Below are 13,058 nucleotides of genomic sequence, written 5' to 3'. Positions count from 1 at the left end.
CTCTCTTAGCGAATGTTGGGGCCGATGAAACGGCTCTTGGCTTCGACCTGGGTGCCGTTGTCGTCGGCGTCCTTGAGGGTGAAGGTGACTTCGTTGGCAGTCGAAGGCAGATCTTCCGGTGCCATCGACAGTTGTACCGGCAGGCTGACGATATCGCCGGCCGCCACGCGGATCTCCCGCGCGCCTTCGAGCTTGAGGTCCGGCAGGCCGGAGGCATCGAGCACGTACACGTGGTCGCGCTGGTCCTTGTTCATCACCTTGAGGCTGTACACGTTCTCGATGCGGCCCTGGGCGTTCTCGCGGTACAGCACGCGGTCCTTGCTCACGTCGAAGCCCACCAGCGGGCGCATGAGGAAGGCGGTGGCCAGCAGGCCGATCATCACCAGCAGCACCACGAAGTAGCCGATCAGGCGTGGGCGCAGCATGTGCGTCTTCTGCCCCGACAGGTTGTGCTCGGTGGTGTAGCTGATCAGCCCGCGCGGGTACTCCATCTTGTCCATGATGGTGTCGCAGGCATCGATGCAGGCGGCGCAGCCGATGCACTCGATCTGCAGGCCGTCGCGGATGTCGATGCCGGTCGGGCACACCTGCACGCACATGGTGCAGTCGATGCAGTCGCCCAGGCCCTTGGCCTTGTAGTCCATGTCCTTCTTGCGCGGGCCGCGGGTTTCGCCGCGACGCGGGTCGTACGACACGATCAGCGTGTCCTTGTCGAACATCACGCTCTGGAAGCGCGCATACGGGCACATGTAGATGCACACCTGCTCACGCAGCCAGCCGGCGTTGCCGTAAGTGGCCAGGGTGAAGAAGCCGACCCAGAAGTAGGCCCAGCCGTCGGCCTGGCCGGTGAAGAATTCGATGCTCAGTTCGCGAATGGGGCTGAAGTAGCCGACGAAGGTCATGCCGGTGACGAAGCCGATGCTCAGCCACAGGCTGTGCTTGGCCAGCTTGCGCACCAGCTTGTTGGCACTCATGGGCGCCTTGTCGAGCTTGATGCGCTGGTTGCGGTCGCCTTCGGTGACCTTCTCGCACCACATGAAGATCCAGGTCCACACGCTTTGCGGGCAGGTATAGCCGCACCACACGCGCCCGGCGAACACGGTGATGAAGAACAGGCCGAAGGCCGCGACGATCAGGATGCCCGAGAGCAGGATGAAGTCCTGGGGCCAGATGGTGGTGCCGAAGATGTAGAACTTGCGCTCGGGCAGGTTCCACCACACGGCCTGGTGCCCGCCCCAGTTCAGCCAGACGGTACCGAAGTACAGCAGAAACAGGAGGGCCCCGCCGGCCATGCGCAGGTTGCGGAACAGGCCGGTGAAGGCGCGGGTGTAGATCTTTTCCCGTGCGGCATAGAGGTCGACGCCGCCGGCATCTTTCTTGGCAGGTGGGGTGACGTCATGTACTGGAATCTGTTTGCTCATCATTGAGTCCCACGGCAGTGGAAAAGTGCCGCGGCCAGTACATGCCGACCGCAGTCAGAAGTTGTTGCTGCTCTAGGGCGCATGATACGCCTGTCATTGCGGTACAGGGTGCAGTGCGACCTTTGGTCGCGTTGGTTAGTGGCGGGCGATAGTGTAGTGGAGCTTGTCAATTGACCTGAGTCACGTGGGTGGCAGATCCGGCCCCTTGGCCGGCTTGCCGGCAGAAGGGGCCTGCGCCAATAAAAAGGCCCCGCCAGCAACACTGGCGGGGCCTTTTCACAGCCGGGGCATGTTCACTGCGCTTCGGCGGTTTTCTCTGGCTGGTGCGACAGGCTGTAGACATAGGCCGCCAGCAGGTGGACCTTGTCGTTGCCCTGAATGTCCTGCTGCGCCGGCATCTGGCCCTGGCGGCCGTAACGGATGGTCTGCTGCAGCTGGGCGTAGCTCGAGCCGTAGATGAACGCCTGCGGATGGGTCAGGTTGGGCGCGCCCATCGCCGGGGTGCCTTTGCCTTCCGGCCCGTGGCAGGCCACGCAGTTGGCGGCGAACAGCTTCTTGCCGTTTTCCACGTCGGCCTTGGCGTCCTTGGGCAGGGTGCGGCCATCGAGGTTGGTCAGCACGAACCCGGCCACATCGGCCACGCCCTGCTCGCCGATCACTTCGGCCCAGGCCGGCATCACGCCGTGACGACCGCCCATGATGGTGGCCTTGATGGTCTCGGGCTCGCCGCCCCAGCGCCAGTCGTCGTCGGTCAGGTTGGGGAAGCCGTAGGAGCCCTTGGCGTCGGAGCCGTGGCATACCGAGCAGTTGGAGGCGAACAGGCGGCCACCCATCTTCAGGGCTTGCGGATCCTTGGCCACTTCTTCAATTGGCATCGCTGCAAATTTGGCGAAGATCGGCCCGAACTTGGCATCCGAACGCGCCATTTCCTTTTCCCACTCGTGCACGCCGGTCCAGCCCGACTCGCCGTTGGCAAAGGCCACCTTGTTTTCGTTGTCCAGGTACTGGTAGCCCGGCAGCAGGCCTTTCCAGTTGCCCAGGCCCGGGTACAGCACCAGGTAGCCCAGGGCGAACACGATGGTGCCCACGAACAGCATGAACCACCACTTGGGCAGCGGGTTGTCGTATTCCTCGATGCCGTCGTAGGCGTGGCCCACGGTTTCTTCGGTGGTTTCGCTGCGCTGGCCCTTGCGGGTGGACAGCAGCAGCCAGGTCAGGGCAAAGATGGTACCCAGACTCAGAACGGTGACGTACAGACTCCAGAAGGTAGTCATTCTTTGTTACTCCTAGAAGCGCTCGCTTGCGCTTGCTCGACGTGCTTGCTGGCTTCGGGATCATCCGCGAAGGGCAGCATGGTCGCTTCGTCGAACTCGGACTTGCGCCGAGAACTGAATACCCACAACGCCAGGCCGATGAAGGCCACCATCACCACGACGGTGCCCAGGCCACGAATCATCCCGATATCCATCAAGGTCACCGTTTGCTTTTGATGATGGTGCCCAGCCCTTGCAGGTAGGCAACCAGAGCGTCCATTTCAGTCTTGCCCTTGACCGCGTCGCGGGCACCGGCGATGTCCTCGTCGGTGTAGGGCGTGCCGAGGGTACGCAACACTTCCATTTTCCTGGCGGTCAGCTTGCCGTCGAGGGTGTTCTCCACCAGCCACGGGTAGGCCGGCATCTTCGACTCCGGCACCACGTTGCGCGGGTTGTACAGGTGCGCGCGGTGCCAGTCGTCGGAGTAGCGGCCGCCGACGCGGGCCAGGTCAGGCCCGGTACGCTTGGAGCCCCACAGGAATGGGTGGTCCCACACGCTTTCACCGGCTACCGAGTAGTGGCCGTAGCGCTCGGTTTCGGCGCGGAACGGACGGATCATCTGCGAGTGGCACTGTACGCAGCCTTCACGGATGTAGATGTCGCGGCCTTCCAGCTCCAGCGCGACGCGGGGCTTCATGCCCTCGACCGGCTTGTTGGTGACGTCCTGGAAGAACAGCGGGACGATCTGGGTCAGGCCGCCGATGCTCACGGCGATGACCATGAAGAAGGCCAGCAGGCCGATATTCTTCTCGACTACTTCGTGCTTCATCAGTGAGCTCCAACGACAGCGATCTGAGCGGCGGCTTCAGCTTCGGCCGGCTGCGAGGCGCGGACGGTACGCCAAACGTTGTAGGCCATCAGCAGCATGCCGGAGGCGAAGAACGCACCGCCCAGTGCACGCACGATAAAGCCCGGGTGGCTGGCCTGCAGCGCTTCGACGAAGGAGTAGGTGAGGGTGCCGTCGTCGTTGATGGCGCGCCACATCAGGCCCTGGGTGATGCCGTTGACCCACATCGAGGCGATGTACAGCACGGTGCCGATGGTCGCCAGCCAGAAGTGCGCGTTGATCAGGCCCACGCTGTGCATCTGCACGCGGCCATAGATTTTCGGAATCATGTGGTACAGCGCGCCGATCGAGATCATCGCTACCCAGCCCAGAGCGCCGGCGTGTACGTGGCCGATGGTCCAGTCGGTGTAGTGCGACAGCGAGTTGACGGTCTTGATCGCCATCATCGGGCCTTCGAAGGTCGACATGCCGTAGAACGCCAGCGATACCACCAGAAAACGCAGGATCGGGTCGGTGCGCAGCTTATGCCAGGCGCCCGACAGGGTCATCATGCCGTTGATCATGCCGCCCCAGCTCGGGGCCAGCAGGATGATCGACATCGCCATGCCCAGCGACTGCGCCCAGTCGGGCAGCGCGGTGTAGTGCAGGTGGTGGGGGCCTGCCCAGATGTACAGGGTGATCAGCGCCCAGAAGTGCACGATCGACAGGCGATACGAGTAGATCGGGCGTTCGGCCTGCTTGGGTACGAAGTAGTACATCATGCCCAGGAAGCCGGTGGTCAGGAAGAAGCCCACGGCGTTGTGGCCGTACCACCACTGGATCATCGCGTCGGTCGCGCCCGAGTAGGCCGAGTACGACTTGAACAGGCTGACCGGCAGCGAGGCGTGGTTGACGATGTGCAGCATCGCGGTCACCACGATGAAGGCACCGTAGAACCAGTTGCCCACATAGATGTGCTTGGTCTTGCGCTTGACGATGGTGCCGAAGAACACCGCACCGTAGGTAACCCACACGATGGCCAGCAAAATGGCGATAGGCCATTCCAGTTCTGCGTATTCCTTGGTCGTGGTGTAGCCCAGCGGCAGGGTGACCAGCGCGCCGACGATCACCGCTTGCCAGCCCCAGAAGGTGAAGGCCGCGAGGCTGTCGGAAATCAGTCGCGTCTGGCAGGTTCGCTGCACGACATAGTAGGAAGTGGCAAACAGTGCGCACCCACCGAAGGCGAAGATCACCAGGTTGGTGTGCAGGGGGCGCAGGCGTCCAAAGCTCGTCCACGGCAGGTCCAGGTTCAGCTGAGGCCAGACCAGTTGCGAGGCGATGAAGACACCGAGGCCCATGCCAAGGATCCCCCAGACCACCGTCATGATGGCGAACTGGCGGACGACCTTATAGTTATAAGCAGTCGGACTGATTGCTGTGCTCATTCTAAGGTTCCACGGTTTGGGTGTTTTTGTTGGTTAAAAAATCGGCGCAAGTATGTATAAACCGTGTGGTTATTGCAACGCGATGGAAATCGCGCCGCACCTTGCGAAGGCCGATTTTACGGCGTTTCCAGCCGATTGGCGGTGGGAAGTGTACACAATCGCAAGGCGATAATGTGCACCATTATTCCGCTTTCGTTGTGCACGCATTAAGCTGCCTTGGCACTATCGTCCTGCGTGGTCAGGGCAGGCAATTCGCACTTGGGCCGGGATCCATCAGCCTTTGGTGGTGGCTCGCGAACAGAAAGTGCGCCAAAAAGGTGCATTCAGGTGCAAGGCTTCAAGCCACTGTGGCAACAAGCTTAGTCTCGATCAGGGGGGGTGCAAGGCGGGTGTGCGGCGGGGTGCGACACTTGGTCGCAAGGGGCGGTGGGAACCGCCGCACCGTTGTCGATGCGGCGGTTTGAGTCAAGGCTCAGTTACATCATCGTTTCACTTGGCAGTTACGTTCTCTGCCGGTTGCGACAGGCTGTAGACATAGGCCGCCAGCAGGTGGACCTTGTCGTTGCCCTGAATGTCCTGCTGCGCCGGCATCTGGCCCTGACGGCCGTAACGGATGGTCTGCTGCAGCTGGGCATAGCTCGAACCGTAGATGAATGCCTGCGGGTGGGTCAGGTCAGGTGCGCCCATCGCCGGGGTGCCTTTGCCTTCCGGTCCGTGGCAGGCCACGCAGTTGGTGGCGAACAGCTGCTTGCCGTTTTCCACGTCGGCCTTGGCGTCCTTGGGCAGGCTGCGGCCATCGAGGTTGGTCAGCACGAACCCGGCCACATCGGCCACGCCCTGCTCGCCGATCACTTCGGCCCAGGCCGGCATCACGCCGTGACGACCGCCCATGATCGAAGCCTTGATGGTTTCCGGGTCACCGCCCCAGCGCCAGTCATTGTCGGTGAGGTTGGGGAAGCCGTAGGCACCCTTGGCGTCCGAGCCGTGGCACACCGAGCAGTTGGAGGCGAACAGGCGACCGCCCATTTTCAGCGCCTGCGGGTCCTTGGCCACTTCTTCCACCGGCATGGCGGCGAACTTGGCGAAGATCGGCCCGAACTTGGCGTCGGCGCGGTCCATTTCCTTTTGCCACTCGTTGGCGCCGGTCCAGCCGTTCTCGTAGCCGGGCAGGATTCCTTTCCAGTTGCCCAGGCCCGGGTACAGGATCAGGTAGCCCACCGAGAACACCAGGGTGCCGACGAACAGCCAGAACCACCACTTGGGCAGCGGGTTGTCGTACTCCTCGATGCCGTCGAAGCTGTGGCCCATGGTCTGGTCGGTGGTGCCCTTGCTCTGGCCCTTGCGGGTGCTGAGCAGCAGCCAGGTCAGGCCGATCAGGCTACCGATGGTCAGTACGCAGATGTACGTACTCCAGAAGGTGGTCATTGCCCGTTACTCCTCGATTCGGATTCTTTGGCGGCAGGTACAAGGCGATCGTCGGCGAACGGCAGCAGGCTCGCTTCGGCGAACTCGCGGTCACGCCGGCCGCTGAACACCCACAGCGCCAGGCCGATGAAGGCGATGGCTACCAGCAGGGTGCCCAGGCCGCGCAACTGGCCGATATCCAGTGTGAAGTCCATGGCGCTTACCTCTTGTTCTTGATCGCGGTGCCGAGCACCTGCAGGTAGGCGACCAGCGCGTCCATCTCGGACTTGCCCTTGAGCGAGGCCACGGCGCCGGTGATATCGTCGTCGCTGTAGGGCACGCCCAGGGTGCGCATCACGCGCAGCTTGGTCTCGGTATGGCTGCTGTCGACCGGGTTGGCCACCAGCCACGGGTAGGCCGGCATCTTCGACTCCGGCACCACGTTGCGCGGGTTGTACAGGTGCGCGCGGTGCCAGTCGTCGGAGTAGCGGCCGCCGACGCGGGCCAGGTCAGGGCCGGTACGCTTGGAGCCCCACAGGAACGGGTGGTCCCACACGCTTTCACCGGCTACCGAGTAGTGGCCGTAGCGTTCGGTTTCGGCGCGGAACGGACGGATCATCTGCGAGTGGCACTGTACGCAGCCTTCACGGATGTAGATGTCGCGGCCTTCCAGCTGCAGCGCGGTGTAGGGCTTCATGCCTTCGACCGGCTTGTTGGTGACGTCCTGGAAGAACAGCGGGACGATCTGGGTCAGGCCGCCGATGCTGACGGCAAACACCATCAACAGCACCAGCAGGAAGACGTTCTTCTCGATTACTTCGTGTTTCATCAGGTTCTCCTCAGGCCAGCTGCGCAGTGGCGTTGGCGGTCTCGCCCGCTGGGGCACGCACGGTGCGCCAGGTGTTCCAGGCCATCAGGAACATGCCGGTGAGGAAGATCGCACCGCCCACGAACCGCACGATGAAGCCAGGGTGGCTGGCCACCAGGGTTTCGACGAAGGAGTAGGTCAGGGTGCCGTCGGCGTTGACTGCCCGCCACATCAGGCCCTGGGCGATGCCGTTGACCCACATCGAGGCGATGTACAGCACGGTGCCGATGGTCGCCAGCCAGAAGTGCGCGTTGATCAGGCCCAGGCTGTACATCTGCTCGCGGCCGAACACTTTCGGGATCATGTGGTACAGCGCGCCGATCGAGATCATGGCTACCCAGCCAAGGGCGCCGGCGTGTACGTGGCCGATGGTCCAGTCGGTGTAGTGCGACAGGGCGTTGACGGTCTTGATCGCCATCATCGGGCCTTCGAAGGTCGACATGCCGTAGAACGCCAGCGACACCACCAGAAAGCGCAGGATCGGGTCGCTGCGCAGCTTATGCCAGGCGCCCGAGAGGGTCATCATGCCGTTGATCATGCCGCCCCAGCTGGGCGCCAGCAGGATCAGCGACATCACCATGCCCAGCGACTGCGCCCAGTCGGGCAGGGCGGTGTAGTGCAGGTGGTGCGGGCCGGCCCAGATGTACAGGGTGATCAGGGCCCAGAAGTGCACGATCGACAGGCGATACGAGTACACCGGGCGCTCGGCCTGCTTGGGCACGAAGTAGTACATCATGCCCAGGAAGCCTGCGGTCAGGAAGAAGCCCACGGCGTTGTGGCCGTACCACCATTGCACCATCGCGTCGGTGGCGCCGCCGTACAGCGAGTACGACTTGGTCAGGCTGACCGGGATTTCCAGGTTGTTGACGATATGCAGGATCGCCACGGTGATGATGAACGCACCGAAGAACCAGTTGCCCACGTAGATGTGCTTGGTGGTGCGCTTCATCAGGGTGCCGAAGAACACCACGGCGTAGGCCACCCAGACGATGGTGATCAGGATGTCGATCGGCCATTCCAGTTCGGCGTATTCCTTGGAGCTGGTATAACCCAGCGGCAGGCTGACGGCCGCGAGCACGATCACCAGTTGCCAGCCCCAGAAGGTAAAGGCGGCAAGGCGTGGCGAGAACAGCACGGTCTGGCAGGTACGCTGTACCGAGTAGTAGGAGGCGGCGAACAGTGCACAGCCCCCGAAGGCGAAGATCACCGCGTTGGTGTGCAAGGGGCGCAGGCGCCCGAAGCTGGTCCACGGGAGGTCGAAGTTGAGTGAAGGCCAGACGAGCTGCGCGGCGAGAAAAACGCCGAGCCCCATCCCGACGATTCCCCACACCACCGTCATAATGGCGAATTGGCGGACCACCTGGTAGTTGTAGGCGGTACTGCTGGTTGTGTTCATGTATGGGTTCCCATCCACGGTTATAGGCAGGCTAAACAGCGAGGCAAGCATGAGTAATGGGCAAGTGGCCGGTATTGACGGGGATCAATGGGCGCAGTGGGTCGAACAACGCGGCTGGTTGTACGATGCCCCGCAAAATCAGGCAGATGCGTCGCCCCTGGGGTGCCTGATCCTGGCCCACGGCGCGGGCGCACCCATGGACAGCGCGTTCATGACCGACATGGCGCAGAGGCTTGCCGCGCAAGGGCTGGCGGTACTGCGCTTCGAGTTTCCCTACATGGCCCAGCGCCGGCTCGATGGTGGCAGAAGGCCGCCAAACCCCCAGGCCCGCCTGCTCGACTGCTGGCGCGAAGTGGTGGCCCAGGTGCGACCATTGGTCGCTGGGCCACTGGTGATCGGCGGCAAGTCCATGGGCGGGCGCATGGCCAGCCTGGTGGCGGACGAACTGGGGGTGGATGCGCTGGTGTGCCTGGGGTATCCGTTCTATGCCGCAGGCAAGCCCGAGAAGCCGCGGGTGGCGCACCTGGCCGAACTGAAGACGCCAACCCTGATCGTGCAGGGCGAGCGTGATGCGCTGGGCAATCGCGAGACGGTGGAGGGGTATGCACTGTCGTCAGCCATCGAGCTGTGCTGGCTGGTGGCAGGGGATCATGACTTGAAGCCGCTGAAGGCCTCGGGGTTCAGCCATGCGCACCACCTGGGGGCGGCGGCGGACAGCATCGTGGCGTTTTTACGCTGATGGCCGCTTCGCCGGCAAGGCCGGCTCCTGCAACGACCGCAGTCCCCTGCAGGAGCCGGCCTTGTCGGCGAAGCCTTTGAATCAGTCGCGGTATTCGCACAGGTAGGCGGTATCGACCTTCACCTGCAGCTGGAACTTGCTGTCGGCCGGCACATTGAACTGGCTGCCGGCGGTAAAGGTTTCCCAGTTGTCGCTGCCCGGCAGCTTGACGATCAGGGCGCCGGACACCACGTGCATGATCTCGCGCTTGGCCGTACCGAACTCGTACTCGCCCGGGGCCATCACGCCGACAGTGGCCGGGCCTTCGGCGCCGGTGAAGGCGATCGACTTGACCGTGCCATCAAAGTACTCGTTGACCTTAAACATGGGCGACTCCTGAAAGGGGCAAAAAAGGGCTGGCCAGTATGCCCAAGCCTCCCGGTGGCGTCATCCGCTTTCAGGCGCCCTGGGCCGGCAGGCTCAGCGGCAGCAGGCGTGCGGTATTGCGCGCATCTTCCAGGGCGCGGTGCTGCTGCCCGACAAACTGCAGCCCGGCCAGGGCCAGCGCGCCCTTGAGCCCGGGCGGGCGTTTCAGGTGGCGGGCCTTGGCGAAGCGCTGCTTGAGGTTGAGGTGGCAGGTGTCGGCCAGCAGGCTGTGCACCTGGTGCACCTGCCATTCCTGCAGCAGCTGGCGGCGATCGTAGTCGCCCCAGCTGACCCAGCCCTGCAGGTGCGCCTGCTGATGCTGCAGCCAGTGCTCGAACCCGTCCCACACCTTGGCAAAGGAGGCGGCGGCGTCGATGTCCGCCTGGGCGATATGCGTCAGCTCACGGCAAAAGGGCGTCAGCAGCGGGCGCCGCCGGGGTTTGACGAAGCGCTGGAAGTGGTCCACCTCGCGGCCTTCGCGGTTGACCAGGCTGGCGCCGATCTCGATGATTTCCATGTCTTCGATCGGCCAGCCACCCTCGTCGGTGGTAGCTTCCAGGTCGATCACCAACCAGTGGCCCATGGCAGGCTCCTTGACAGATACTCGCCTGAGCGTAGCCAATCTGTGGCCTGTGCGGTATCCCGTGGCCATTTGCCTGATGGTTCTGCCAGTTGTGCAAGCGTAGGAAAACGCCTAGTTTAGGCGCGAACCCGTAAAGAGTGTGTTGCCTTGAGTTCAGCGTCACTGCCACAGGTCGTGCTCTCCCTGTCGATGCTCGCGGTGGCGTGGCTGACCACACCGGCGTGTGCCCAGGAGCAGATCAGGATCGGCGCAGCGCACTTTCCGCCGTACACCGTCAATCCCGAACGCGATACCGGCAGCGGCCTGCTGGCGCAGTTGATCCAGGCCTTGAACGCGCTTCAGGACACCTACCATTTCACGCTGGTGCCCACCTCCATACCGCGACGCTTTCGCGACTTCAACGAGGGTCGCATCGACATGGCGATCTTCGAAAACCCTGACTGGGGCTGGAAAGGCATCGACTTCGTCAAGGTCGATCTCGGCCTCGAAGATGCCGAAGTCTTCGTCACGCACAATATCGAAGGCCGCGGCCAGGGCTACTTCGACAGCCTGCAGGGCAAGCGCCTGGCGTTGTACAGCGGCTATCACTACGCCTTCGCCGGTTTCAATGCCGACGCCAGGTACCTGCAGCAAACATTCGGCGCCACCCTGACCTATTCCCACGACAGCAATCTGATGATGGTGCAGCGCGACCGCGCCGACGTGGCCTTGGTGACCCGTTCGTACCTGTACGACTTTCTGGCGCGCCACGAGGATTACCGAGGCCAGTTCCTGGCCTCCGAGCGTACCGACCAGACCTATCACCATTACGCACTGCTGCGTCCCCAGGCACCGATCAGTGGCGAGGCCTTTGCCCGTCTGTTGCAGCAACTGCACGAGAACGGTCAGTTGCAGGACATCTTCGGGCCTTACCAGATCGGTGTCAGCGCGGCCCATTCGCCCTAAATTCGCCTACGGTTTTCACGTCAACAGCAGTGAGATTGTCTCTTCCACTTCGTGAGCCCAAGACCATGCCTTCCGATACCGCAACCTGCGCGTTGTCCCTGCCGCGCTGGCGCAGCCTCAGCGCCGATGAAACCGACTGCCACCTGAGCCTGGTGCTCGAAGACACGCCATTGGTGCGCCTGCGTCTGGAGCGCGGTGCCGACCTTGACGTGCACCTGCAATACACCTGCCCCGAGCGCCCACAGCAGGCGTTGTGGGCCGCGTGCTACTGGCTGTTTTCCCGCGATCCGGGGTGTCAGCGCCTGTGCTGGCATCTGGCGCAGGTGCCCGAGGCGGCACTGGCCAGCGGCCTGCTGGTGGCCGACGAACAGGCGGGGCGCTACCGCTGCGAACGCACGCTGTTCTGGCAGTTGCCGCAACCGTGGTTGGGCGAATCGCTGTCGGGCGTGTACCCGCAGCAGATGCAGATCAGTGCCGGCAAGCGTCATCCGCGCCGTGCGCCCAAGCCGCGGGGGGAAGTGTATCGGCGCTTCGATGCGCGGCTGGGGGCCTGGATCTCGTTGCGGACCCTGGAAATCGACCACGACCTGGAGCGCTTCAACCGTTGGCAGAACAACCCGCGGGTGCTGAGCTTCTGGCAGGAGGGCGGCAGCCTCGAACAGCACCGCGACTACCTGAGCAAGCTTGAGGCCGACCCGCACACACTGACCCTGATCGGCTGCTTCGACGACCAGCCGTTTGCCTACTTCGAAGCCTACTGGGCCAAGGAGGACCGGATTGCACCGTTCTATGCGGCCGACGACTACGACCGTGGCATTCACATGCTGGTAGGGGAGCAGACGCACCGCGGGCCGCACAAGGTGGCCAGCTGGCTGTCGGCGCTGGTGCACTACCTGTTCCTGGACGACCCGCGTACCCAGCGCGTGGTGGCCGAGCCTCGGGCCGACAATGCCAAGATGATCGGCTACATGCATGACCAGTGCTTTCACTGCGAGAAGGAATTCGACTTCCCGCACAAGCGTGCGGCGCTGATGATCCTGGGGCGCGAGCGCTTCTTCGAGCGCTGCAGGCTGGTATAGGCCGGCACCCGATCCTGTAGGCGCCGGCGTTGCCGGCGAACCAGCACAAGGCGCTCGTGCTGCCGGACACCCGGCATCTGGCCTGGAGGGTCGCCGGCAACGCCGGCTCCTACAGGGCAGCAGCGGCGCAGGGTGGCCCCTTCAGGCCACCTCACCCCGCGCCAGCGACACCTTGCGGCAATGCACCAGCGCATCGCGAATCATGAAGTTCACCAGGGTCGGCGACACGCCCAGCTCCTTGGCGATGTCCTTCTGCGGCACGCCATGCAGGCGGTACATCTCGAACGCATAGCGGGTGCGCTGCGGCAGCTCGCTCAGCGCATCGGCAATGTGCTCAAGCGTCGCGAAATTGATGTGCGTGGCTTCGGGCGAGGCACCATGGATGACCACATTCAGACCTTCCTCTTCGCTGCCGGAATACTTCAGCTCCATCGCCTGCTTGCGGTAATGGTCGATGGCCAGGTTGCGCACGATCTGGAACAGGTAGCTCAACTGCGCCTTGAACGACGAGGTGATCTGCGGGGCTGCACTGAGCCGGAAGAAAGCGTCCTGCACGACATCCTCGGCGCGTGAGCGACACCCGGTGATCCGGGCGGCAATTTTCACCAGAATGCTGCGATTGTCGACGAACGCTTGGAGTAACGGTGAATCGCACTTACTTGTGGACAGTTGTTCCGCCATGGAAATTTCACCT

15 protein-coding genes are annotated in these 13,058 nt (G+C 63.2%); 3 read left to right on the top strand and 12 right to left on the bottom strand.

All coding sequences use genetic code 11. The features are described from left to right. Nucleotides 1-5: 5 nt before the first annotated feature. The 9 genes from ccoG to ccoN (V9K84_RS13185) form a co-directional block, all read right to left on the bottom strand. The gene (gene ccoG / locus V9K84_RS13225) at nt 6-1,421 is read right to left on the bottom strand and encodes a cytochrome c oxidase accessory protein CcoG (RefSeq protein ID WP_058542067.1); all 1,416 of its coding nucleotides are present in this window, start codon (nt 1,419-1,421) and stop codon (nt 6-8) included. Between the two features lie 293 nt (nt 1,422-1,714). After that, a complete protein-coding gene (gene ccoP, locus V9K84_RS13220; protein ID WP_043862384.1) occupies nt 1,715-2,695 on the bottom strand; it encodes a cytochrome-c oxidase, cbb3-type subunit III in 981 nt (326 codons plus the stop codon). After that, complete coding sequence (locus V9K84_RS13215) at nt 2,692-2,889, bottom strand: CcoQ/FixQ family Cbb3-type cytochrome c oxidase assembly chaperone (RefSeq protein WP_043862418.1); 198 nt, start codon at nt 2,887-2,889, stop codon at nt 2,692-2,694. The genes ccoP (V9K84_RS13220) and V9K84_RS13215 overlap by 4 nt, the downstream gene beginning before the upstream one ends. 5 nt (nt 2,890-2,894) lie before the next feature. Then, nucleotides 2,895-3,503 carry a cytochrome-c oxidase, cbb3-type subunit II gene (gene ccoO / locus V9K84_RS13210; protein WP_043862385.1) on the bottom strand — a complete coding sequence of 203 codons (609 nt, stop codon included), beginning with the start codon at nt 3,501-3,503 and terminating at the stop codon, nt 2,895-2,897. Continuing rightward, entirely contained in the window at nt 3,503-4,945 is a 1,443-nt protein-coding gene (gene ccoN / locus V9K84_RS13205; protein WP_043862386.1) for a cytochrome-c oxidase, cbb3-type subunit I, read from the bottom strand. Before ccoN (V9K84_RS13205) ends, ccoO (V9K84_RS13210) begins: the two co-directional genes overlap by 1 nt. Before the next feature lie 489 nt (nt 4,946-5,434). Next, nucleotides 5,435-6,370 (bottom strand): cytochrome-c oxidase, cbb3-type subunit III, encoded by a 936-nt coding sequence (gene ccoP / locus V9K84_RS13200; RefSeq protein WP_043862387.1) that lies wholly within the window; start codon nt 6,368-6,370, stop codon nt 5,435-5,437. Further along, the gene (locus V9K84_RS13195) at nt 6,367-6,564 is read right to left on the bottom strand and encodes a CcoQ/FixQ family Cbb3-type cytochrome c oxidase assembly chaperone (RefSeq protein WP_043862388.1); all 198 of its coding nucleotides are present in this window, start codon (nt 6,562-6,564) and stop codon (nt 6,367-6,369) included. Before V9K84_RS13195 ends, ccoP (V9K84_RS13200) begins: the two co-directional genes overlap by 4 nt. A gap of 5 nt (nt 6,565-6,569) precedes the next feature. Next, on the bottom strand, nt 6,570-7,178 hold the full coding sequence (ccoO, locus tag V9K84_RS13190; RefSeq protein WP_043862389.1) for a cytochrome-c oxidase, cbb3-type subunit II: 609 nt from the start codon (nt 7,176-7,178) through the stop codon (nt 6,570-6,572). Nucleotides 7,179-7,188: 10 nt separating this feature from the next. Continuing rightward, nucleotides 7,189-8,613: a cytochrome-c oxidase, cbb3-type subunit I gene (ccoN, locus tag V9K84_RS13185; RefSeq protein WP_043862390.1), complete on the bottom strand. Its 1,425-nt coding sequence runs from the start codon at nt 8,611-8,613 to the stop codon at nt 7,189-7,191. A 49-nt stretch (nt 8,614-8,662) separates the two neighbouring features. On the opposite strand from ccoN (V9K84_RS13185), the gene V9K84_RS13180 reads away from it, so the two are divergent. Continuing rightward, on the top strand, nt 8,663-9,352 hold the full coding sequence (locus tag V9K84_RS13180; protein WP_043862391.1) for an alpha/beta family hydrolase: 690 nt from the start codon (nt 8,663-8,665) through the stop codon (nt 9,350-9,352). 81 nt (nt 9,353-9,433) lie between these two features. Here V9K84_RS13180 and V9K84_RS13175 read toward each other — a convergent pair whose 3' ends face one another. After that, a complete protein-coding gene (locus tag V9K84_RS13175) occupies nt 9,434-9,718 on the bottom strand; it encodes a pyrimidine/purine nucleoside phosphorylase (RefSeq protein ID WP_088515639.1) in 285 nt (94 codons plus the stop codon). A 70-nt stretch (nt 9,719-9,788) separates the two neighbouring features. After that, nucleotides 9,789-10,340, bottom strand: a complete 552-nt coding sequence (locus V9K84_RS13170; RefSeq protein ID WP_043862393.1) for an exonuclease domain-containing protein — start codon at nt 10,338-10,340, stop codon at nt 9,789-9,791. Nucleotides 10,341-10,529: 189 nt separating this feature from the next. On the opposite strand from V9K84_RS13170, the gene V9K84_RS13165 reads away from it, so the two are divergent. Both V9K84_RS13165 and V9K84_RS13160 read left to right on the top strand, forming a co-directional pair. Then, on the top strand, nt 10,530-11,285 hold the full coding sequence (locus V9K84_RS13165) for a transporter substrate-binding domain-containing protein (RefSeq protein ID WP_043862419.1): 756 nt from the start codon (nt 10,530-10,532) through the stop codon (nt 11,283-11,285). 65 nt (nt 11,286-11,350) lie between these two features. Further along, nucleotides 11,351-12,364, top strand: coding sequence for a GNAT family N-acetyltransferase (locus V9K84_RS13160; RefSeq protein ID WP_088515640.1), 1,014 nt, complete (start codon nt 11,351-11,353; stop codon nt 12,362-12,364). Nucleotides 12,365-12,505: 141 nt separating this feature from the next. Here the strand turns inward: V9K84_RS13160 and V9K84_RS13155 are convergent, their stop codons facing one another. Next, on the bottom strand, nt 12,506-13,045 hold the full coding sequence (locus V9K84_RS13155) for an RNA polymerase factor sigma-70 (protein WP_043862395.1): 540 nt from the start codon (nt 13,043-13,045) through the stop codon (nt 12,506-12,508). Nucleotides 13,046-13,058 lie beyond the last annotated feature (13 nt).

The organism is Pseudomonas sp. AE27, assembly GCF_037113495.1.
GTDB classification, from domain to species: domain Bacteria; phylum Pseudomonadota; class Gammaproteobacteria; order Pseudomonadales; family Pseudomonadaceae; genus Aquipseudomonas; species Aquipseudomonas palmensis.
The sequence above is the reverse complement of the archived record's forward strand: the minus strand, read 5'-3'. Positions and strand labels throughout refer to the sequence as shown.

Excerpts from the sequence above, each read along its gene's own strand:
- V9K84_RS13175 (WP_088515639.1), bottom strand. The coding sequence starts at position 9,718 with ATGTTTAAGGTCAACGAGTACTTTGATGGCACGGTCAAGTCGATCGCC.
- ccoP (WP_043862384.1), bottom strand. The coding sequence starts at position 2,695 with ATGACTACCTTCTGGAGTCTGTACGTCACCGTTCTGAGTCTGGGTACC.
- V9K84_RS13170 (WP_043862393.1), bottom strand. The coding sequence starts at position 10,340 with ATGGGCCACTGGTTGGTGATCGACCTGGAAGCTACCACCGACGAGGGT.
- V9K84_RS13165 (WP_043862419.1), top strand. The coding sequence starts at position 10,530 with ATGCTCGCGGTGGCGTGGCTGACCACACCGGCGTGTGCCCAGGAGCAG.
- V9K84_RS13195 (WP_043862388.1), bottom strand. The coding sequence starts at position 6,564 with ATGGACTTCACACTGGATATCGGCCAGTTGCGCGGCCTGGGCACCCTG.
- ccoN (WP_043862390.1), bottom strand. The coding sequence starts at position 8,613 with ATGAACACAACCAGCAGTACCGCCTACAACTACCAGGTGGTCCGCCAA.
- ccoP (WP_043862387.1), bottom strand. The coding sequence starts at position 6,370 with ATGACCACCTTCTGGAGTACGTACATCTGCGTACTGACCATCGGTAGC.
- V9K84_RS13160 (WP_088515640.1), top strand. The coding sequence starts at position 11,351 with ATGCCTTCCGATACCGCAACCTGCGCGTTGTCCCTGCCGCGCTGGCGC.
- V9K84_RS13215 (WP_043862418.1), bottom strand. The coding sequence starts at position 2,889 with ATGGATATCGGGATGATTCGTGGCCTGGGCACCGTCGTGGTGATGGTG.
- ccoG (WP_058542067.1), bottom strand. The coding sequence starts at position 1,421 with ATGAGCAAACAGATTCCAGTACATGACGTCACCCCACCTGCCAAGAAA.
- ccoN (WP_043862386.1), bottom strand. The coding sequence starts at position 4,945 with ATGAGCACAGCAATCAGTCCGACTGCTTATAACTATAAGGTCGTCCGC.
- V9K84_RS13180 (WP_043862391.1), top strand. The coding sequence starts at position 8,663 with ATGAGTAATGGGCAAGTGGCCGGTATTGACGGGGATCAATGGGCGCAG.
- V9K84_RS13155 (WP_043862395.1), bottom strand. The coding sequence starts at position 13,045 with ATGGCGGAACAACTGTCCACAAGTAAGTGCGATTCACCGTTACTCCAA.
- ccoO (WP_043862385.1), bottom strand. The coding sequence starts at position 3,503 with ATGAAGCACGAAGTAGTCGAGAAGAATATCGGCCTGCTGGCCTTCTTC.
- ccoO (WP_043862389.1), bottom strand. The coding sequence starts at position 7,178 with ATGAAACACGAAGTAATCGAGAAGAACGTCTTCCTGCTGGTGCTGTTG.